At 72.6% G+C, this 21,262-nt stretch carries 17 protein-coding genes; 12 read left to right on the forward strand and 5 right to left on the reverse strand.

Annotation, left to right across the window (positions count from 1 at the left end; translation table 11 throughout):
• The first annotated feature begins 41 nt into the window (after nucleotides 1-41).
• Entirely contained in the window at nucleotides 42-845 is an 804-nt protein-coding gene (locus RM479_RS08720) for a hypothetical protein (protein WP_311511209.1), read from the forward strand.
• 266 nt (nucleotides 846-1,111) lie between these two features.
• Here RM479_RS08720 and RM479_RS08725 read toward each other — a convergent pair whose 3' ends face one another.
• Together RM479_RS08725 and RM479_RS08730 are read right to left on the reverse strand one after the other, a co-directional pair.
• A complete protein-coding gene (locus tag RM479_RS08725) occupies nucleotides 1,112-2,452 on the reverse strand; it encodes a TIGR01777 family oxidoreductase (protein WP_311511210.1) in 1,341 nt (446 codons plus the stop codon).
• A gap of 104 nt (nucleotides 2,453-2,556) precedes the next feature.
• Nucleotides 2,557-3,375 carry an alpha/beta hydrolase gene (locus RM479_RS08730; protein ID WP_311511211.1) on the reverse strand — a complete coding sequence of 273 codons (819 nt, stop codon included), beginning with the start codon at nucleotides 3,373-3,375 and terminating at the stop codon, nucleotides 2,557-2,559.
• A gap of 139 nt (nucleotides 3,376-3,514) precedes the next feature.
• Here RM479_RS08730 and RM479_RS08735 point away from each other — a divergent pair, with 139 nt between their 5' ends.
• The 4 genes from RM479_RS08735 (at nucleotide 3,515) to RM479_RS08750 (ending at nucleotide 7,010) form a co-directional block, all read left to right on the forward strand.
• A complete protein-coding gene (locus tag RM479_RS08735; RefSeq protein WP_311511212.1) occupies nucleotides 3,515-4,030 on the forward strand; it encodes a TspO/MBR family protein in 516 nt (171 codons plus the stop codon).
• Between the two features lie 70 nt (nucleotides 4,031-4,100).
• Nucleotides 4,101-4,736 carry a histidine phosphatase family protein gene (locus RM479_RS08740; protein ID WP_311511213.1) on the forward strand — a complete coding sequence of 212 codons (636 nt, stop codon included), beginning with the start codon at nucleotides 4,101-4,103 and terminating at the stop codon, nucleotides 4,734-4,736.
• Between the two features lie 413 nt (nucleotides 4,737-5,149).
• A complete protein-coding gene (locus tag RM479_RS08745; RefSeq protein WP_311511214.1) occupies nucleotides 5,150-5,722 on the forward strand; it encodes a type I-E CRISPR-associated protein Cas6/Cse3/CasE in 573 nt (190 codons plus the stop codon).
• Nucleotides 5,723-5,825: 103 nt separating this feature from the next.
• Entirely contained in the window at nucleotides 5,826-7,010 is a 1,185-nt protein-coding gene (locus RM479_RS08750) for a saccharopine dehydrogenase family protein (RefSeq protein ID WP_311511215.1), read from the forward strand.
• A 274-nt stretch (nucleotides 7,011-7,284) separates the two neighbouring features.
• Here the strand turns inward: RM479_RS08750 and aroQ are convergent, their stop codons facing one another.
• Nucleotides 7,285-7,752, reverse strand: coding sequence for a type II 3-dehydroquinate dehydratase (gene aroQ, locus RM479_RS08755; RefSeq protein ID WP_311511216.1), 468 nt, complete (start codon nucleotides 7,750-7,752; stop codon nucleotides 7,285-7,287).
• A 131-nt stretch (nucleotides 7,753-7,883) separates the two neighbouring features.
• Between aroQ and RM479_RS08760 the strand changes: the two genes are divergently transcribed.
• Nucleotides 7,884-9,692 carry an acyl-CoA dehydrogenase gene (locus RM479_RS08760; protein ID WP_311511217.1) on the forward strand — a complete coding sequence of 603 codons (1,809 nt, stop codon included), beginning with the start codon at nucleotides 7,884-7,886 and terminating at the stop codon, nucleotides 9,690-9,692.
• Between the two features lie 122 nt (nucleotides 9,693-9,814).
• Here the strand turns inward: RM479_RS08760 and RM479_RS08765 are convergent, their stop codons facing one another.
• Nucleotides 9,815-11,056, reverse strand: coding sequence for an FUSC family protein (locus RM479_RS08765; protein WP_311511218.1), 1,242 nt, complete (start codon nucleotides 11,054-11,056; stop codon nucleotides 9,815-9,817).
• Between the two features lie 423 nt (nucleotides 11,057-11,479).
• Here RM479_RS08765 and RM479_RS08770 point away from each other — a divergent pair, with 423 nt between their 5' ends.
• A complete protein-coding gene (locus tag RM479_RS08770) occupies nucleotides 11,480-13,642 on the forward strand; it encodes an ABC transporter ATP-binding protein (RefSeq protein ID WP_311511219.1) in 2,163 nt (720 codons plus the stop codon).
• Between the two features lie 218 nt (nucleotides 13,643-13,860).
• Complete coding sequence (locus tag RM479_RS08775; RefSeq protein WP_311511220.1) at nucleotides 13,861-15,795, forward strand: ABC transporter ATP-binding protein; 1,935 nt, start codon at nucleotides 13,861-13,863, stop codon at nucleotides 15,793-15,795.
• A 440-nt stretch (nucleotides 15,796-16,235) separates the two neighbouring features.
• Here RM479_RS08775 and RM479_RS08780 read toward each other — a convergent pair whose 3' ends face one another.
• Nucleotides 16,236-16,709 carry a GNAT family N-acetyltransferase gene (locus tag RM479_RS08780; RefSeq protein ID WP_311511221.1) on the reverse strand — a complete coding sequence of 158 codons (474 nt, stop codon included), beginning with the start codon at nucleotides 16,707-16,709 and terminating at the stop codon, nucleotides 16,236-16,238.
• 493 nt (nucleotides 16,710-17,202) lie between these two features.
• On the opposite strand from RM479_RS08780, the gene RM479_RS08785 reads away from it, so the two are divergent.
• The 4 genes from RM479_RS08785 (at nucleotide 17,203) to RM479_RS08800 (ending at nucleotide 21,157) form a co-directional block, all read left to right on the forward strand.
• Nucleotides 17,203-18,672 (forward strand): hypothetical protein, encoded by a 1,470-nt coding sequence (locus tag RM479_RS08785; RefSeq protein ID WP_311511222.1) that lies wholly within the window; start codon nucleotides 17,203-17,205, stop codon nucleotides 18,670-18,672.
• Nucleotides 18,673-18,816: 144 nt separating this feature from the next.
• Nucleotides 18,817-19,323: a flavoprotein gene (locus RM479_RS08790; RefSeq protein ID WP_311511223.1), complete on the forward strand. Its 507-nt coding sequence runs from the start codon at nucleotides 18,817-18,819 to the stop codon at nucleotides 19,321-19,323.
• Between the two features lie 14 nt (nucleotides 19,324-19,337).
• Nucleotides 19,338-20,549, forward strand: coding sequence for a helix-turn-helix domain-containing protein (locus RM479_RS08795; RefSeq protein ID WP_311511224.1), 1,212 nt, complete (start codon nucleotides 19,338-19,340; stop codon nucleotides 20,547-20,549).
• Between the two features lie 371 nt (nucleotides 20,550-20,920).
• On the forward strand, nucleotides 20,921-21,157 hold the full coding sequence (locus RM479_RS08800; RefSeq protein WP_311511225.1) for a hypothetical protein: 237 nt from the start codon (nucleotides 20,921-20,923) through the stop codon (nucleotides 21,155-21,157).
• The last annotated feature ends 105 nt before the right edge of the window (nucleotides 21,158-21,262 follow it).

Raw genomic sequence — 21,262 nt, forward strand, 5'->3', positions numbered from 1 at the left:
CACACTCGGTGAGACGGCGATCACCCCTCGGAGGGAAGCTCATGAACGTTCCGGAAGTGCGCATCTTCGACATCATGGCCTGCGACGTCTACTGGGACTTCGACGGAACACCGCTCCCCAGGGAGCAGCACAAGTTCCTGGTCTCCTTCCATCCGACCCCGGGCGTTCCCACCCCCGAACTCGTGGAGTCCATCACCGCGCGAGGCCCGGACGGGTACGAGGTGGTGTTCGGCGACCAGCGGTTCACCGCCGCCAACACCAACGGCCACATCTACGACCGCACCCTCGACTACTACTGGTACATGGTCAATCTGCCCACGGGCTTCCTGCCCGAGGGCGAGTACACCATCGAGGTGCTCTGCATCGACGGCCGGGTGCTGCGCAAGTCGCGCACGCACAGCGCGACCACCTCACGAGAGCTGGTCGAGCACTACAAGAACGAGCGCGAGCGCATCCTGGCCTCCTACTCGCCCTCCGGCGGGGAGGTCCTGGACCGGGTGCCCGTGTCGGGTGAGCTGCGCTGCGACTGGGCGACCCTGGACGGCTTCGGGGGCCCGGACGCCTACTACATCCACCGGCTGGCCGAGGGCGGATCGGCCAAGGAGTTCGACACCCAGAACCTCACGTGGTGGGACAACATCTTCGTGCAGCGTCTACGGGGCGATGAGCGGGCCGGGCTCAACCGGGGCGGCGTCGACGTCCACGCCGACCTGAGGCCCGAGACCACGTACTCCTACTTCGTGGAGATCACCGACGCCAACGCCCAGAGCGAGACCAACATCTGCGTCTTCCAGCCGCACCAGGTCTTCCGGACCCCGGCGCGGGTCGCCTCGACGGTGGGCTGACCGGGGGCGTGCGGCGCGGGTGGCCGTGCGAACGCCCGCGCCGGACGCCCTCTCGTGGTGCGGCCCGTCCCGGACACCGCCGAAGCCGACGCGGACCGAGGCGGGCCCTCGCCCTTTTCTCGTGTCCACCGCGCACCCACACCCCCGTGGGCACGACCGTGCCGGGCCCGCCCTGCGCCCACGTCCGGGGCGGTGGGTCCCGGAGACCGCGTGCGTGGACGGCGTGGGTGGAGCGCCGGCGCTCCACCGACGCCGTCCGACCCCGTTCAGACCGGTTCGGTGCGGCCGAACAGGTGCGCCAGCGCCTCCTCCAGGTGCGGGTACCGGAACCGGTGCCCCGCCCTCGCCAGACGACCCGGGGCGACCCGCTGGTTCGCCAACGCCATCTCGTCCGCCCCCTCCTTGCCCAGCAGCACGGCGGGCGCCCACCCCGGCACCGGGAACAACGACGGCCGACGCAGGGTCTTGGCCAGCAGTCGCGCGTGTTCGGCGCCGCGCACCGGGTACGGCGTCACCCCGTTGATCGGCCCCGCCAGGTCCTCGTCGAGGATCGCGCGCACGTAGACGTCGGAGAGGTCGTCGGCGCCGATCCACGACAACCACTGCCGTCCGTCACCGAGCCGACCGCCCAGACCCGCCGCGAACAGCGGGTACTGCAACCCCAGTACCCCGCCCGCCGGGGTCTGCACGATCCCCGTGCGCACCTGGACGCACCGCACGCCCGCCTCGGCGGCCGGTCCCGTGGCGGCCTCCCACTCGGCGACCAGATCGGCCAGGAACCCCTCGCCGCGCGGGCTGTCCTCGGTGAGGACCTCCTCGCCGCGGTCCGGCCCGTAGTATCCGATGCCCGACGCCGTCACGAACACGCGCGGCCCGCCGCCCCGCGCCACCAGTGCGGCGAGCGCCCGGGTCGGTTCGACCCGGCTGTCCCACAGTTCGGCCTTGTGCTCCTCGGTGAACCGTCCGAAGATCGGTTCCCCCGCCAGGTGCACCAGGGCGTCCACGCCTTCGAGCAGGTCGGCCGCGGGTTCACGGGGGTCCCACCGCCGTTCGTCCGGGTGGCTCGGTGCCCGCCGCACCAGCCGGATCACCCGGTGCCCGCCCGTGGTGAGCAGCGCGCACAGGTTGCGCCCCACCAACCCGCCCGCACCGGTGACCGCGACGGTCAGCGGCCGATCGCTCCAGGCACGGGCGCGGGCGCCGGCGGCCAGGTCGTCGGCGAGCTGGGCGTGCCGGTAGGCGAACATCGGCCGCAGCAGCGCGTCGGGGACGGAGGTGGCGACCTTGTCGACGACGCGGGTGCCGTCGGCCTCCTCGACGAAGTCGTGGGCGTGCGTCCACGACAGCACCGTCGACAGCGGCGGGTTCACCAGACGATCCGCGAACCGGCGCGGCGGGTCGTAGCGCTCCGGCAGGTGCGCGGCCTCCCAGCGCACCCCGCCCGGGAACGACAGCACCGCCACACCGTCCCGCAGGGAATCGGCTTCGGCGGCGAGCCGTACCGGTTGCCAGGGCGGTGCCAGGCGGGTGAACGCCCCCGGTCGGGCGTGCCACTCGAACACCTCGTCCCGTGGCGCGGGCACCACGCTCGAATACCGAAAGACCATGACCCTCCCTCGTTACGACTGTGGCCACGGTAACCCGATGGGCACGGAGGTTTCAGGTCGGGTGCCCGCGCGCCGCCCGATCGTCGCGTATTCCCCGGGTGAGGTCACCCACCCGTCAGGAAGCCGGTCACGGTCTCGGCGAGGACCCGATGGGCCTCGGCGTCGTCGATGCGGGCGGCCCCGTCCCCCGACTGGTCCCCGTAGGCGCCGAACTGGGCGTGGTTCATCCCGTCGATCTCCACCATCACGGCGTTCCCGGGCAGGTGGCCCCGGTTCTCGTCGATGGCCGCCGGGTCGGACAGTCCGTCCTCGCCCCCCGACACGGACAGCACCCGCAGGTCGTCCCGCTCCGCGAGTCCGGCCCCCTCCGTGGCGTAGGAGCCCCACAGCACCAGGCCCTCCGGGGCGAACGCGGGGTCGTCGCCGGCGTGGGACGCGGCCATGGCCCCGCCGAGGGAGTGTCCGCCCAGGTACCAGCGCTCCACGCCGTCGCCGTGCTCGGCGACGGCGTCGTCGGCGCGGTCGGGGTCCAGGACGGCCAGGTTGAGCGGCATCCGCGGGATGACGACCGTGACGCCGGTGGCGGCGACGACGGGCGCCCACGGGGCGGTGTAGGCCTCGGCCTCGACGCGGGCGCCGGGGTAGAACACCACTCCGGTGTCGGAGCCCTCGTCGGAAGCGGTGCCGCCGGAACCGGTGCCGCCGGAACCGGTGTCGTCGGGTGTCAGGACGACGGCGTCGTCGGTGATCTCCACGCGCACCCCCGGCAGCGCCCGGGCCCGGTCCAGGGGTCCGGCCTCGGCGCGGTACGGGGTGAGCCCCCACACCACGAACGCGCCCACCGCCAGGGCGAGGGCCAGGAGGAGGGCGATCGCCACGAACGCCCGGCGGCGGGCGGTGGAGGTTGTGCGTCGAGGGCTCATCGGGGCGTCCTCGTTCCGGTGGCGCGTCGGCCTCGTGCTCGGGTCCGCTCGGATGTCCGGGTGGTTCCTCGTAGATTTATCACGGAATCCAAGATACTTTCTTGTTACTGCTTCTTGGGACACCGACCTTCGGAGGATCATGGGGACCACCGCACACGACGACACCGCGCCCGCCGCCCCTTCGCCCCTCGCCTCGATCGTGGCACTGGGGGTCCTGCTCGCGCTGGCCTTCGGCACCGCCCTCCTCGGCGTGCTCGCCAGCCCCGACACCGCCGGCGAGTACGCGAGCCTGACCCGACCCGGGTGGGCCCCGCCCTCGTGGCTGTTCGGCCCGGTGTGGACCGCGCTGTACGCGATGATCGCGTTCTCGGGCTGGTTGGTGTGGCGGCGCGGACGCCTGCGCGGCCTCGCCCTGGCGCTGTTCGCCGGCCAGCTCGTGTTCAACGCCCTGTGGACACCGCTGTTCTTCGGCCTGGGCCTGCGCGGCACGGCCCTGGTCGACATCGTGGTGCTGTTGGTGACGGTGACCGCGACGATCACGGTCTTCGCCCGCGCGTCGCGGACCGCCGCGCTGCTGCTCGTCCCGTACTGGGCGTGGGTGGGGTTCGCGACCGTGCTCAACGCCGCGATCTGGTGGCTGAACCGGGGATCGTAGAGCCCCCGGAGACCGGTGTCCGGGGCACCCGGGACACCGGCTCCGGGACCCGCACTCGTACCCTGGGGCGATGCCGAGCATCTACCTCATCCGCCACGGCAAGGCATCGCCGGAGGCGGAGGACTACGACGAACTGAGTCCCACCGGATACGAGCAGGCCCGCCTGTTGGGCGCCGAGCTCAAGCGCCGCGACCTGCGCCCCGGCCCGGTGCTGGCGGGCGGCCTGCGCAGACAGCGCCAGACCGCCGCCACCGCGCTGGCCGAGGCCGGGATCGACGTCGACCCCCTCATCGACGAACGCTGGAACGAGTACGAACACCTGGAGCTGCTGACCCGACACCCCATCGGCGAGGGCACCCTCCAGGAGCGCCTGGACGCCGGGCTGTCGGCGTGGATCGCCGCCGGGGGCACCGGCGCGGGCACCTGGGAGGACTTCCGCGCCGGGGTCCGGGCCGCCCTGTCCGACACGGTGGCCCGGCTGGAGCGGGGCGAGACCGCCCTGGTGTTCACTTCGGCGGGGGTGATCGCGACGGTGTGCGCGGCCCTGCTGGAGGCGCCGACGCACGGTTTCCTGGCGTTGAACCGGATCGTGGTGAACGGTTCGATCACCAAGGTGATGCACGGTCGCGGCGGCACCCGCCTGCTGTCCTTCAACGACCACGCCCACCTGGAGCAGGGCGGGGCGGGGTTGATGACCTACCGCTGAGCCGTCGCGGACCGGGCGCACGCGCGGCCGTCGAAAACCGACCGGTCGGTACCTCAAGCGGTACCGACCGGACCGACGCCGGGGCGACCCCGGCGTCGGTCCGAGGGCACGGAGTCACCGGGCCTCGGCGTCCGGACCGCCGTCCGGGTGGGGGCCCGTGGGGCGACGGTGGGCGGAACCGGTGGGACGACGACCTCACCGGACGGGCCTCCGGCCGTTCGACGAGACGGCGGCACACGCCCTCGCCGCGCACCCGCGGAACGCTTCCCTGGAAGAGGGGGACCTCGGCCGTGAGCAGGCCGGGCACGGACTCCCCGTACAGTGGGGTGTTCGGCACGGCCCGGGTGAGCACCCGGTGATCGGTGCCCGATGACGCACCCCGCGCCGGCGGGGATGACCCGGATCGGATTCTCTTGCACCTGGCTCGTATCAGTCTCAACACCCGACGCGCACCGAGGATGGACCAGTGGGCCACCATGGGGGCGGCCGTGCGCGACGCCCTCGGCGCCGACGCCGCCGGGTCCGACGTGCGCCTGTTGTGGGCGCGCACCTCACCGACCACGCTGATCATCAGCTGCGACACCGCGCCCCACTGGGAGGCGATCCCCGGAGCGGTCGCGGGAACGGTCCAGCCCCTGCCGCGCCACACCGAGGGCGAGGTGATCCGGTGGGAGCTGATCACCGCGCCCACGACACAGCGCGAGGCGACGCCCACCGATGAGGACCCGAACCCCCGGAGCAAGCGGGTGCCGTTGGCCGAGGACGGGTTCCGGGAGTGGCTGGACCAGAAGCTGGCGGACGCCGCGCAGATCACGTCGGCGCGCTGGAAGCGGCTGGGCGGCAGGCCCGCGCGTTACCACTTCGTCGGCGAGGCCGTGGTGCGCGACAGCGACGCCCTCCAGGACCTGTGCCTGGACGGGATCGGCGCGGGCAAGGGCACCGGAGCGGGGCTGCTGCTCACCGGTACGGCGACGACGACGCGGTAGCGCCTCCCCCGCGGGGGTGGGGCGCACGCCCCCGTGACCCACTGCCAGACTGGGCCCCGGCGCGCGATCGACGAGACGACCGACCGACACGGAGGCCCACCCGATGCAACGTGAACGCGACCACGACATCGTCCTGTTCGGCGCGACCGGGTACACCGGCGCGCTGACCGCGGCCTACCTGGCCACACGTCTGCCCGACGGAGCCCGGTGGGCGCTGGCCGGGCGTGACGGGGGCAGGTTGGCCGAGGTCCGGAAGCGGGTGACGGCGTCGGCGCCGAACGCCCCCGAGCCCGACCTGCTGGTGGCCGACGTGACGGACCGGGCGTCCATCCGGGCGCTGGCGGCGTCGGCGCGCGTGGTCATCACCACCGTCGGCCCCTACGCCGTCCACGGCGAGCCGCTGGTGGCCGCGTGCGCGGCCGAGGGCACCGACTACGTGGACCTGTGCGGTGAACCGGCGTTCGTGGACCGGATGTACGTGGCGCACCACGCCACCGCCCGGCGCACCGGGGCGCGGATCGTGCACGCGTGCGGGTTCGACTCCATTCCGCACGACCTCGGGGCGTGGTTCACCGTCAACCGCCTGCCCGAGGGCGTGCCGCTGCACGTCGAGGGGTTCGTGCGGGCCAAGGGGACGGCGTCCGGGGGGACCCTGCACTCGATGATGGGCGCGTTCGCCGACCCCGGGGAGATGGTGGCCGCGGCCCGGGAACGGCGCGCCGTGGAGGAGCCGCCCGAGGGGCGGCGGGTGCGGGTCGACCTCCGGGGCGTGCCGCGCACGCGGCTCGCGCGGGGGTGGACGCTGCCCCTGCCCACGTTGGACCCGCAGGTGGTGGTCCGGTCCGCCGCCGCGTCGGAGCGTTACGGCCCGGACTTCTCCTATGGGCACTACGCGGCGTTCCGGTGGCCGACCAGCGCTCTCGGGGCGGCCCTGGGTACGGCCGGGCTCATGGCGGCGGCGCAGGTGGGACCGCTGCGCGAGCGGTTGCTGGCCCTGCGTGCCCCGGGTGAGGGCCCCACCGAGGAGCAGTTGGCCACCGGATGGTTCTCCGTGCGCTTCGCGGGCACGGGCGGCGGCCGTCGGGTGTACACCGAGGTGACCGGGGGCGAGCCGGGGTACGCCGCGACGTCGATCATGCTGGCGGAGTCGGCGCTGTGCCTGTGGCGCGACGACCTGCCCGCGACCTCGGGGCAGGTGACGACGGCCGTGGCCATGGGCGACGCCCTCATCGAGCGGCTGCGCGCGGCCGGGTTCGGGTTCCGGGTGCTGGAGACCGTCGAGGACTGAGACCGCGGAGGTGGCGGGGGCGCCCCGGGACCGGGGCGCCCGCCGACGCCCGCCGGACCGCGAAGGGCCGGTCGGGACACGCGAGCGGACGTGGGCCCGGCCGGGTCGGGTCCACGCGCGGCCCCGCCCTGGCCGGAACCCCACCGGCGCGCACCGACCGGAACGCGCCGACAGGGGTGTGCGGGCAGTGGGGCGCGTGAACGATCCCGGTCCGACGATCGGGCCCCGGGCCGGGCCGCCGGATCGTCCCCTCCGAGGGGTCGCGGAGCCCGGGTCAGCCCCGGCGTTCGGCGGCGCGGTCCAGGACCGCGCGCAGGGCCAGCTCGTAGCCGAACACCCCGCACCCCGCGACGTACCCCGCCGTCACCGGAGCGGTGACCGAGGTGTGCCGGAACGCCTCGCGCGCGTACACGTTGGAGATGTGGACCTCCACCACGGGCGCCTCGATGGCGTCGATCGCGTCGCGCAGCGCGATGCCGTAGTGCGCGTAGGCGCCCGGGTTCATCACCACGCCCACCCAGTCGCGGGCGGCGTGCAGCCGGTCGACGAGGATCCCCTCGGTGTTGCTCTGGGCGCACACCACGTCCACGCCCAGTTCCCCTCCGAGCGCGGTCACCCGTGCCTCGACCTCGGCGAGGGTGGTCGTGCCGTACTGGGCGGGGTCTCGGGTGCCGAGCAGGTTCAGGTTGGGTCCGTTGAGCAGCAGGACGGTGCGGGACGGGTCGGCGACGGGACTGGACACGGTGCTCCTTGTCGATCGGTGGGCACGACCAGCCTAGGGCGCTCCGCCCCTGGTGACCCCGGCCATGGGCGACTCCTCGGGAGCGGGTAGCATACCGACCAGTCGGTCAATCACTTCGAGGAGGCGACGCCGTGGCGTCCACCCTGCTGTCCGCCCGCGACCTGCGATTCCTGATCTACGAGTGGCTCGACGCCGAGGCCCTGACCCGGCGTCCCCTCTACGCCGACCACTCGCGCGAGACCCTCGACGGCGCGCTGGAGCTGGCCGAACGCGTGGCCACCGACCACTTCGCCCCGCACAACAAGACCAACGACGCCAACGAGCCCCGCTTCGACGGCGAGCGCGTCCACGTCATCCCCGAGGTCAAGAAGGCCCTGGAGGTCTACGCAGAGACCGGGCTGGCCGTCGCCGGCATGCCCGAGTCCGTCGGCGGCGCCCAGATGCCGCACCTGATCACCAGCGCGTGCGGCGCCTACTTCCAGGCCGCCAACCTGGGCACCTCCGCGTACACGTCCCTCACCGCCGGCAACGCCCGCCTGCTCCTGGCCCACGGAAGCCCCGAACAGGTCCGCACCTGGGTGCCGCCCATGATCGAGGGTCGGTTCACCGGCACCATGTGCCTGTCCGAACCGCAGGCCGGCAGCTCCCTGGCCGACATCACCACCCGCGCCGAGGACGCCGGGGACGGCACGTACCGCCTGTTCGGCAACAAGATGTGGATCTCGGGCGGCGACCACGAGCTCACCGAGAACATCGTCCACCTGGTGCTGGCGAAGATCCCCGGCGGGCCGCCCGGGGTCAAGGGCATCTCCCTGTTCATCGTCCCCAAGTACCTGGTCGACGCGGACGGGTCGGTCGGCGAGCGCAACGACGTCGTCCCCGCCGGGCTCAACCACAAGATGGGCTACCGGGGCACGGTCAACGCCCTGCTCAACTTCGGTGAGGGCCGCCACACGCCCGGCGGCTCCCCCGGCGCGGTGGGGTACCTGGTCGGAGAGCCCCATCAGGGTCTGGCCCAGATGTTCCACATGATGGACGGGGCCCGGATCGGCGTGGGGGCAGGGGCCATGGCGGTCGGCTACACCGGCTACCTCAAGTCGCTGGCCTACGCGCGTGAGCGCCTCCAGGGCCGCCCGCTGGGCGGCAAGGACCCGGAGCGGCCACAGGTGCCCATCATCGAGCACACCGACGTGCGCCGGATGCTGCTCGCCCAGAAGAGCTACGTCGAGGGCGCGCTGGCCCTGGTGCTGTACTGCGCCCGCCTGGTGGACGAACTGGCCAGTACCGAGGACGAGCAGGAGCGCCGCCGCGCCCGCCTGCTGCTGGACGTGCTCACCCCCGTCGCCAAGAGCTGGCCCTCCCAGTGGTGCCTGGAGGCCAACTCCCTGGCCATCCAGATCCACGGCGGCTACGGCTACACCCGCGAGTACGACGTGGAGCAGCACTACCGCGACAACCGCCTCAACGCCATCCACGAGGGCACCCACGGCATCCAGGCGCTGGACCTGCTGGGCCGCAAGGCGGTCCAGGAGGGCGGGGCCCGGCTCACACTGCTGGTGGAGACGGCCGGGGCGACCGTCGAACGCGCCCGTGCCCTGGGCGGGGCGGAGGCGGAGTACGCCGACCTGCTGGACGCGTCGCTGCGGAGGATGAGCGAGGTCGCGGCCCTGGCCTGGGCCGGGGGCGACCCGGCGGTGGCGCTGGCCAACGCGACCCCCTACCTGGAGGCGGTGGGCCACGTGGTGGTGGCGTGGATGTGGCTGGAGCAGCTGGTCACGGCGCACGGCAAGGAGGACGCCGACGGCGAGACCTTCTACACGGGGAAGCGGGCGGCGGCCTCCTACTTCTTCCGACACGAGCTGCCGCGCACCGGCCCGCAGTTCGACCTGGTCGCCTCGTGCGACCGCACGGTGCTGGACGTGCCCGCCGACGCGCTCTGACCCGCGACCCGTCCGGCGTCGCCCCACCGGTGCCGGACGGGCGCCGGGGCGGGAGCGGAACGCCTCGCGAGCACGGCGGTGACGCGGCCGGGCCCGGTCGTCGATCCGCGCGCCGGCGTGGGTCATCGGGGCGGGCCCGAGCGCCACCGCCTCCGGGGGCCCGAGCCGGGCGGACCGGGACGCCACCGCCCGAACCGGTCCAGGCGGGGCCGCCAACGCAACCACGGCAGCCACGGCACCCCCGGCGGATGCGGGACCAGCGGATCCTCCAGCTCACCCTGGAGGACCTCCTCCACCTCCTCGAACCGGATACCGGCGAACAGCATGATGTCGGTGGCGACCATCTCCACCGCCAGGTGGGTGGCCTGGGTGACCTGGTCGTCGTCGGGGCGTCCCGGCCCGTACATGCGGGCGGTCATGAGCGCCTGTTCCACGGCCTGTTCGCGGGCCTCGCGGCTGCTGAGATCGTCGGCGAGGATGCCGAGCACGTCGGCCATGCCGGAGACGATCGGCACGAGTTCGCGGCGTTCGTGAGCGCCCATGGCGGCGGTGCTGCGGCACAGGAACAGACAGCTCTCGGCGAGCAGGATGAGGCGTTCGATGATCTCGTCCTCGTCCAGGACGGGTTGCGGATCGCCCCAGCGGATCGTGGACAGTCGGATGGTGGACATGCTGCTCTCACGGGCGCGGCTGAGTTCGGCCATGGGCCCGCTCAGGTCGCCGAGCCGGTTGACCATCTGCTGGCTGGAGACGTCCCCCTCCTCGCCCAGGGCCTCGGCGACTCCGGTGAGCATGCCGGACATCCCCGTCAGGGCGTCGACCTCGATGCGGCGCAGGAGGGCGACGAGGCGGGCCGGGAACAGCAGCTGACTGAAGACGAGGGCGACGCCGGCGCCGAGGAGCGCGTCGACGAGACGGTCGATGCCGGGGCTGCCGTCGGCGATGAAGATGGTGGTGAGGATGGCGCTGGCCGCCGCCTGGCCGATGACGATGCGTTCGGCGTTGACGGCCACGGCGACGATCATGGCGAGCAGGGTGCCCGCGGCCATGGTGAGGGTCGGGCCCGTACCGACGACCAGGGCGAGTTCGCCGGCGCCGATCCCGATGAACACCCCGGTGAGCAGTTTGATGGCGTTGGAGCCGCGTTCCCCGCCGGAGGCGTTGAGGGCGATGACGGCGGCGATGGGCGCGAAGAAGGGACTGTGGTCCTGGATCAGACCACCGGCGATGGTCCAGGCGAGGACCGCGGCGAGGGCGGCCTGGACCACCGACCAGGTGTGCGCGGAGAGACGGTCGCGCACCTGGTGTGCGACCGCCTCGAACCGATGTCGTAGCTCACGGGTCCGTGCCAGGGGCCCTGCCATTGATCACCTCACCGAGACCGGACGTCGTGGTGGGGGGTGATGCGCGCGCTTACCCGCGGTTCCATTGATAGCGGTACGGGCGGGGAGAGTGTGGGTTCTGCGCGATCGTCGCGTTTCGCGCGAAGGCCACAACGGCATCAACCGCCCACGAGGTGATCATCGCGATGTTCCACCCCGATCACGTCGGAGGTCACGGGACGGCGCGTCGGCCCCGGCGCGCACGGATTCGGGCCACCCCTTTCACGACCGATCCGCGCACGGCGGTGGTCGGGGATCACGGCTCCGGTCGCGACCGGGGCGACCGCGCCCGCCGCACGACCGGATGCGGTCGGGCCGCAATCGGCCGCCTCCTCCCGGAAGGACGCACCGGGCCGTCATGATCGGGCCTGTCCCTCGCCCCTCCCGGAACGGAGAGTGACCCTGTTGCGCGCCCACGACGCCGACACCACCGACGAGAACGACGCGCCCTCCCCCGCCGCACCCGCCCCGCCCTCCCCCACCGGCTCTCCACCGGGGGCCGACCGGCCGACCACGCCCACCGACCCCTCCCCCGCCGCCGAGATCCCCTCCGCGTCCGGTGTCACCACCGCCGGGGACCCGACGAACACGGAAGGCCCCGGGAACGCGGAGGACGGGGAGACCCCCGATGCGGCCGACGACGCCGAGGCGTTGAGCGTCAACGGGCACCGGAGGTTCCGCGACGAGGCCGCACAGGCCACCTGGCGCACCATGGCGCGACGGATGCCCGCCCTGGTCGGCCACGCCCTCGCCCTGGGATGGCGGGCGGGTCCGGGTGACCTGATCGCCACCGCCGTGTTCGGGCTGGGAATGGGCGCGGCCACCGCCTGGGCGCTGGTGGCGACCACCTCCGTCCTGGAGGAGGTGTTCGCGGCCACCCCCACCCCCGATCGGGTGACGGCCGCGCTGCCCTCACTGTTCCTGCTGGCCCTGGCCCTGATCACGAGAGGGGCGTGCGGGGCGTTGGCCGGGCGCGCCCAGGCCCGGCTGGAACCCAAGGTCGTATTGGCCGCCGAACGCCGGTTCAACGAGGTCGTCACCGGGGTGCGGGTGGCCGCCTTCGACGACAGCTCCTTCAACGACCACGTCTTCCGCGGTTACGTCGGCGGGTGCGACCGGACGGGCGCCCTGGTCCGCCACACCGTGGACGTGCTGACGGGGCTGGTGGGCATCACGGCCGCCGCCGGCGTGCTCGGGGCGCTGCACCCGGTGCTGTTGCCGCTGATCCTGGTGGCGATGGTCCCCCAGTGGTGGAGTTCGGCGGCGTCGGCCCGGTTGCGGTACCGGATGACGCTGCGGCTCACCGAGGTGATGCGCCGCAAGTTCATGTTGCAGCACCTGATGATCGACCGGCGCACCGCCGCCGAGGTGCGCTCCTACACCATGGGCCCGCGGCTGCGCGACGAGTTCGACCGGTTCGCCCACCGGGAGCTGGAGGCCCGGTTGCGGCTGGCCACGCGGATGGCGCTCATCCGGGTGGCCGGGGGCGCCCTGGGCGGAACGGCCACCGCGGTGGTGTTCGTCGTCCTGGGCCTGCTCCTGTTCGAGGAGGTCGTCCCGATCGCGGCGGCCGGCGCGGCGGTGGTGGCCGTCCGGGTCGCCCAGGGGGCGCTGGGCACCATGCTGTCGGCGGTGAACCAGGTGTACGAGTCCGGCCTGTACGTCGCCGACCTGATGTCCCTGGAGGAGACCGCCCGGGAGCGCACCCCCCGGCCGGACCTGCCGCCGGCGCCGGACGGGTTCGCCCGGATCCGGGTCGAGGACGTCACCTTCACCTACCCGGGCTCCGAGGACGACGAGAACGGCGAAGGGGACACCCCGGAGCCGGCGCTGTCGGGGGTGGACCTGGTGCTGCCGCGCGGGCGGACGGTGGCGCTGGTCGGGGAGAACGGGTCGGGCAAGAGCACGCTGGCCAAGCTGCTGGCGGGGCTGTACACGCCCGAACGGGGGCGGGTGCGCTGGGACGACACCGACCTGTCGGAGGTGGACGCCGACGACCTGCGTTCACGGATCGCGGTCATCGCCCAGGACCACACGCACTGGCCCATGACCGCGCGCGGCAACGTGGTGATGAGCGGCCCGGAGGGGGAACCGGACCGGTTGGCGCGGGCCGCGCGGTCCTCCCACGCCGACACCGTGGTGGAGTCGCTGCCGCGCGGATGGGAGACGTTGCTGGACAAGCGGTTCGCCCACGGCCACGAGCCCTCGGGCGGACAGTGGCAGCGGTTGGCGGCGGCGCGGGGGTTCCACCGGGGCGACGACGGGGCGGCGGTGCCGCTGCTGATCGCCGACGAGCCCACCTCGGCGCTGGACGCCCGGGCCGAGCACCGGTTCTTCGCCTCCCTGCACGCCCACGCGGGGCGGACGGGGGCCACGGTCGTGCTCATCACGCACCGGCTGGCCTCGGTCCGGATGGCCGACCTCATCGTGGTCCTGGACCGGGGGCGGGTGGTCGCGCTGGGATCGCACGCGGAGCTGATGGCGCGGGAGGGCGTGTACCGGGAGCTGTGGGAGCTCCAGGCCCAGGCCTACCGCGACGGAGAGGAGCGGGTCGACCGGCCGGTGTGAGCCGGTGGCCGGGGACGGGGGCGGGGACGGGGCCGACCACCGGAGCGGGGGCGGCCCCGACCCCCGGAGCCGGTTACCGAGGACCGTCGCGCGCACCCTTCCACCGGTCACCGGCCGCGCCCCGACCCCGCCCCTCCGACCCCGCCCCTCCGGACGCGGGAAGAAGCGTTCCGGGCCCGCCGGGCCCGGACCCTCGATCGAACAGCTGGAGTGTTCTCTTGGCCGCACCCTCTCCCACCGCACCCGAACCCGAACCGACCGCCTCCGACACCGGAGAGAACGAGGACCTCACCGCACCCAAGTGGCGGTACTTCGACGACGAACTCGCCCGCACCACCCTGTGGACCAAGCTCACCCGCATGCCCACCCTCACCGCGGCCGCCGTCGGCTGGGCCTGGCGCGCCAACCGCCGGGACCTGCTCACGGCCCTGATCGCGAGCAGCGTCGCCGCCGTGCTCTCGGCGGTGAGCCTGGCCTGGGTGACCCGGGTGCTCGACGCACTGTTCTCGGAAGGCGCCCTCCCCTCACGGGTGGAGGCGGCGCTGCCCGCGGTGGCGGTGGTCGCCGCGGTGGCGACCCTGGCAGGAACGATCCGACTGGTCTCCGACCTGGCCCTGGCCCGGTTGGGCACCCAGACCGAGCGCATCGTCGAACTGGAGCTGTTCGACCTGACCACCCGCGCGAACCTGGTGGCGTTCGACGACGAGGAGTGGGCGGACGCCATGTACCGCTCCCGCGACCGGGGCCTGTACGAGGTGCCGCGCATGGTCACCGCCTGCCTGGAGGTCCTGTCCGGGTCGGTCGGCCTGCTCTCGCTGGCCGGGGTGCTGGCCGTGCTGCACCCGCTACTGCTGCCCCTCCTCCTCGTCAGCGTGGTCCCGGCCGGATGGGCGGCGATGCGGGCGGCCCGCATGGAGTACGAGGCGCAGCGGCACCTGAGCACCGGACGGCGCCGCCGGTGGATCCTGGGCGACCGGATGGCGTCCCGGGACTCGGCCGCCGAACTGCGCTCCTACACCATGCGCGACTCCCTGATGGCCGACTACGCCTCGCTGGCCGACCGGGAACGCGCCACCATGCTCGCGGTGGCCTGGCGCCAGACCCGGGTGCGCGCCCTGGGCGGAGTGGTCGGCGGCGCGGCGACCGCCCTCACCTACGCGGTCCTGGGCGTACTACTGGTGGTGGGGGCGATGCCGTTGGCGGCGGTGGGCACCGCGGTCCTGGCCCTGCAACGCGCCCAGGGCGGGATGCAGCAGCTCCTGTACTCGCTGAACCGCGTCTACGAGTCGGGGCTGTACTTCGCGGACTTCACCGAGTTCTGCGACAAGGCCCGCACCGCCCTGCCCCCGGTGCCCGCCGCACCGCCGCCGGGACGGTTGGAGAGGGTCGAGGTGCGCGACGCCACCTTCACCTACCCCACCGGGGAACGGCCGGCGCTGGAGGAGGTGACGGTGCACGTGGCGGCGGGTGAGACGGTCGCGCTCGTGGGGGAGAACGGATCCGGCAAGTCCACCCTGGCCCGGCTGCTGGGCGGTCTCTACCACCCCCAGGCCGGAACGGTGGACTGGAACGGGGTGGACTACGCGCGGATCGGCCCGGCGGTGTGCGACCGGATCAGCGTCATCATCCAGGACCACACCCGCTGGCCGATGACCGCCCGCCGCAACATCACCATGGCCCAGAGCCGGGACGAGGCCAGGCTGGCGGAGGCGGCCCGGTTGAGCGGCACCGACGAGGTGGTCGCCGCCCTGCCCCGCGGCTGGGACACGCTGCTGGACACCACCTTCGCCTCGGGGGTGAACCTCTCCGGAGGGCAGTGGCAGCGGATCGCCGACGGTCGGGGCTTCTACCGGGTCGCCGACCTGCTCATCGCCGACGAGCCCACCTCCGCCCTGGACGCGCGCGCCGAGGCCCGCTTCTTCTCCACCATCCACGGCCACGCCCGCCGCACCGGCGCGGCCGTCGTGCTCATCACCCACCGGATGGCCTCGGTGCGCATGGCCGACCGCGTCTACGTGCTGGATCACGGCCGCGTCATCGAACACGGCACCCACGACGAACTCATGCGCCAGGACGGCCGCTACCGGGAGCTGTACACCCTCCAGGCCGACGCCTACACCGATCCCGAGCCCGAGCCCGTTCCCGACCCGTGAAGAACCACCCGACCGGCCGGGGAGGCGGGCAGAGGGCCGGGCCGGCCTCCACGGAGGGCGGGGCCCGGCCGATGGAGGGGGCCGCCCCTCTCAATTGGCGCGCCGGACGTTGGATCCAGTGGACGGGCCGGCACGCGAGCGCCCGCACCGCTGCGGCGCGCCCAGTCGCGGCATGTACTTCCCGCGGACCCACCGAAACCAGGCCTGGTGCTCGCTGGGCCGGGGAAGCCGGGCACACGCCACCGCCCCCTCCCGGCACCGGACCGACACGCGTTCTCGACGGCCCACCCTCGATCTGATGACGACCGACGCCGCTGACCCGTGACGAGGACCGGGGCACGCCCGCCGTCCGGGCCCGGAAGATCAACCTGGAGAGCCGCATCGACGACGCGTTACACCAGAACCGCGGTCGACCGCCGACCACGCCGCCGGGATCGGGTTCACACGGCTCCCGAGCGCCCCCGGGGCCTGGGACCATCGAGGAGGCCGGTATCCGGCCGCCGCACCATGTGAACGTCGATCGGGTCCTCGGACTCCACACTGAACCCGTGGCGCTCGTACAGCCGCTGCGCGGCACTGCCCTGAAGGACCTCCAGACGAACGGTGACGCCGTCGGCGTCGGCACGCTCCAGCAGCGTTCGCAACACGGCGGACCCCAGCCCTCCGCCCTGGAGTCCCGGAGCGAGATAGAAGTGTTCCAACCACCATCCGTCCGCGGCCGGGCGGACGGTGACACAGCCCGCGAACACGTCATCGGCCATGATGACCGAGGTGTGCCGCGAAGAGAAGGAATCGCGCAGCCGCTGCCGGACACGGTGCTCGTCGAACCGTCCGAGCCGCTCCAGGTCCGGACGCATCACCGTCGCCCGCAGGTCGGCGAGCACCTCGACGTCCACCGGCTCCGCAGAGCGCATCGTCCACTCCGGAGAACGGCCCACCCTCACACTCATGTCCATGCCCGAGTATCCCGAAGCCCTCTCGACGCAAGGGCCTACAAAAGCCCTGAGGCCACCTTGAACGGACCTGTTCGAGAAACCCTCCATCCACTCGGAGTCTTACGCACTCGTTCGGGCCGTGCTCGTCGGCGCATCGGTCCCCACCCCTGGCCCAGGGACGACGACCCATCGGATGAGAAGTGCCCTGGTTGCGTGCCGTGACGTGTTGCTACGTACCGTTTCATGCCACCCCATCCGATAAGCGGTGTCATCTGGGGCCGGGTGATGCCGCCTGGTGTTGTGTCAGCACGGAACCGCGGAGCACGAACGGAGCACACACCGGCCACTGGCGGCGTCCGATGGCACCTCGCGAGGTACCCGTGATTTGTCCCCGCTGGTGCGCGAGGCCGTGGTTCTTTTCTGTGCCACCGGCTGATGTCCCCACCGTGGTCTTGTGCCAGGGTTCTCGGTTATGAGCGCACCCCCTGAACCCGCCGAAGCGTCCCTGGCCGCGTTAGGTGCTCTGCTGGACCGCTCCCTGGTCCAGATCGCTGACGCAGCCCGCGACGCACGCACCTTCGACCGGGAAACCATCAGAGCCCTCTCCGACGCCTGGGACAACACCACCTTCCCCCTGTTCCGTGCCGCGACCGGCCGAACCCCTCGCGCACGGGAACGGCGAGCCCGAACGGCCCTGGAATGGATGGCACGTCTGAGACCGACCCGTTGGGACTGGATGGTGGAGCAGGGCGCGATCGCCGGCCACCGGATCGACGCGCTGGTCCAGCCCCCACCCGCGCTTTTCGACAAGCCCTACCGCGACTATTGGGGCACGGTCCGCCCGGCGTACCACCACTGGATGCCCCAGACACTGACCGACCTGGCCGAGGACTACCTCCTGGGCGCCTCCACCATCCGCCACCTTCAGCTCGAACGGGCCGGTACCCGTCTGTGCGCTTTCCTCATCCTGGACCTGGTCCGCTCCTACGACCACGACGCGAACACACCGGGATCTCCTCCCACACTGGAGATACACCTGGATGAGGTGAGCGAGATGGACGTCGACACAGACACGGCCCTGGGAGTGCGCTTGGGCTCCGACGCGCGAGGGGCGACCATCGCTCTGGGCTCAGGGGGACTGCTGCGGGCAGGGGATGCGTCACTGCGACTCGACGACCCTTCCTGGCACCTGTCGGGTGCCGGTCACCGCGCCGACGTGCAGACCCCGCCCCGCCAAGCGGGGTCACGGGTCGAGCATCCGCCACAGGAAGGAAAGGTGGAGGGTTGCGCCCGAGGTGCGGCGACCTTCCTGCTCTGGGCCATGATGCGGATCCGCTCGGTCCGCTATCCCGGCGAGGTCACACGCATACCGGTGGAGGCGTACTGCCGTGCCCTACACGGGGCCGGACACGACGTCCTGGCGGCGGGAGCACTCCCTCCACGGCGGCGCGAGGCCGCCTTCCGCTCCCTGGTGGCCACCTGGCTTCGGCGCGGAGGAGTCGACCTGGCACCGGACTGGAAGATGCTCCTCAAAGACATGCCGGACGCCGGGGAACTGGCCCGCGCGATACGTGAGGACCTGGCCGCCGAGGGATCCCTCCCGCCCATTCTCGGACCCGCTCGTGAGGTCACCGGTATTGCTGACCGGGCCGAGCTGCGTATGGTCTCCTACACGGCGGCACACACCGACATGCGTGTGCGCCGTGAAGCCTGTGCCATGGTGCACCTGGCCGTACCCGCCCAGGAGGAAGGAGCGCCGTGGCACCTGCGTGTGGTGAACGCGACCGACCCTGTCCGGTTCCGCGCGCGGGCCAGTGCGTTCGGTCGTGCCGGACAGGTTCGCATCGGCCAGGGCACGGATGAGCTGGAGACCTTCATGGTGGGCGATGACGCTTTGATCCTTGACGCTAGCGCCTGGAGCCAGGAGCCGTCGTTGTACTGATCTGGCTGCAAGGTGAGCGGGTTACTGATCGCGCTGTGTGCCGGGAGCTGCTCCCGGTACTCGGGCGGCTGAGACCCGCCGTGCCCTTCGTTCGAGACGGCTGAACCTCGGATCCGCTCGGCGGCTCGGCTCTACACTCGGGCCATGCCGCGAACCCTGTACCTGGTGTTGTCCGGAGCCCCCGCACCGGAGGGAGTGGTCGAACTCGTTCAGGCCTTCCAAGGTCATGACTGGCGGGTGACGGTGCTGTCCACCCCCACCGGCACCGACTTCCATGACCCCGCCCGCTTGGAGGAGGTCACCGGCGACCCGGTCCGGGTGACGTTTCGCAGACCCGGCCAGGGGACGCCCCTGCCGTCCGCCGACATGGTGCTGGCCTGCCCGCTGACCTTCAACTCCACCAACAAGTTCGCCCAGGGCCTGGCCGACAACTTCGCGATCGCCCTGCTGTGCGAGATGGCCGGATACGGGGTACCCACCGTGGTGGTGCCCCACTGCAAACCCCAACTGGCGTCCCACCCGGCGTTCACCCGCTCCCTGGACACCTTGCGCTCCATGGACGCGGTCACCGTCCTGCACGACCCCGACGCCCCCTACGAGAACCGTCTGCCCTCCTGGCAGCAGGTCATCGACACCGTGAACAGCCTCTGACCGAAAGGCACGCCGTGGACCCCGCCACCCGAGGCCAGACGATCAAACGCGCCCGCCGGCGCCGCGGCTACTCCCAGAGCGTGCTGGCCGGCCTCCTCGGCCGCTCCGAATCGTGGCTCTCCCAGGTCGAACGCGGCATCCTCACGGTGGACTCCCACGAGATCCTCACCCGCCTGGCCCGCATCCTGCACCTGGACCTGGCCGAACTGACCGGAACCGAACCCGAGGCGGTCACCGACATGCGCTACGACGCAGCCCGCGCCATCGAACGCGCCATGATGCGCTACTCCACCCTGGAGACCATCGTCGCCGAGACCGGCCAGGAACCACGGACCGACTCCGCAGCCCTTCTCACCCAGGCCCACCACACCTATGCCGCCTACCAGGCGGCCCGCTACGACGAGGTCGGGCGCCGCCTGCCCCGCCTGATCCGCGAAGCCGAGGCCGCAGCCCACACCCCGGCAGCGGACCGCTCCGCGACCTGCGCCGCCAGGGCCATGGTCTACAACACCACCGCCGCCCTCCTGCGCCGGGTGGGGGAGAAGCACCTGGCCTGGCAGGCCGCCGACCGGGCCATGACAGCCGCCACCTGGAGCGATGACCCCCTGCTAGCTGCCGTGGGCGCCTACCGGCTGGCCTACGTCTTCATCTCCCGCGGACACCCGACAGAAGCAGCCGAACTGGCCATGGGCGCGGCGAGCGCGCTCGACCGCCGCATGCGCCCGGGAACCCCGGAAGAGTTGAGCGTCTACGGCGGACTCCACCTGGCCGCCGCCACCGCTGCGGCGGCCGGCTTCGACCGGACGGCCGTCCCGCGCCTGCTGGCCCAGGCCCGCCGCGCGGCCGACCGCCTCGGGGCCGACCGCAACCTCCACGGAACCGCTTTCGGCCCGACCAACGTCGCCATCCACACCATCAGCACCTCCATCGCCATCGGTGACGCCCGAACCGCCATCGACACCGGCGAGGCCCTGGACGTCGGTTCCCTGCCCGCCGGGTTGGTCGGCCGCCGCGCCCAGGTCTGCCTGGACCTGGCCCGCGCCTACACCCAAAAGCGGCAGGACGCCGCCGCGGTGCACACCCTGGTGGACGCCGAGCGGATCGCCCCCGAACTCATCCGCTACCACTCGGGCACGGCCGCGGTCCTGACCGAACTCCTGCGACGCGAGCACCGCCGCTCCACCCCGGAACTGCGGCCTCTGGCGGCCCGCGCCGGGGTCGCCTGAGCCGGACCCGCAGCTTCCTGCGGGCCTTTTACCTTCTCGCGGCTGCGAAGGGCCGCCGGTGTGGGGACGTACGGTCGCCCCATGTCACAGCACGATGCCTTCCTCCCACGCCGGGCCTTGAACAGGCTGGGGTCGTTTTACCATGCGGCACGGCCGATGACCGACCGCACCGACCTCGCCGTCGTCCCCGCGCGCTGCCCCGTCCCTTTCTCCGAGGGGTGGCTGTGAGTACCGGGCAACCGCTCACCTGGGCCGATCTCCTCCGCCTCGCCCGGCCCCGCACTCCACAGGACCCGCGGCCCCGGTTGGCGGAGCACCCTGGGCTCCCACGCCGTACCCGCATATCTGAACACCCCCGGAAGGAGAGCACGATGGGCGTCCTGGGCGAGACCCCTGTCCTGTGCCGTGGCGGAGCGGTCACCCGCCTTCAGAGGGAGAAGGCCGACGACCTCTTCGACCGCCTCTCCTCCCTCCTGCGTGATGCCGCCGACCCCGACACCGATCCGGCCGTGCTCATCCGCGAGGCCGACCGGGCCTTCGAACTCCTCCACCGGCACCTCGGCTCCGGTGGGGTTCTCCCTCAACCCTGGCGCGATGCCCGCCACTGACACCGGCTTCCCGGCCGAGCCCTTCCCCAAAAGCCCCGCTCCTGCCCCGGCCCCTGGCCCGCATCTCGCACCCGCGCCCCGATCCGCCCGGATCCACCCCCGATG

It is taken from the genome of Nocardiopsis lambiniae (assembly GCF_031845465.1).
GTDB lineage: Bacteria > Actinomycetota > Actinomycetes > Streptosporangiales > Streptosporangiaceae > Nocardiopsis > Nocardiopsis lambiniae.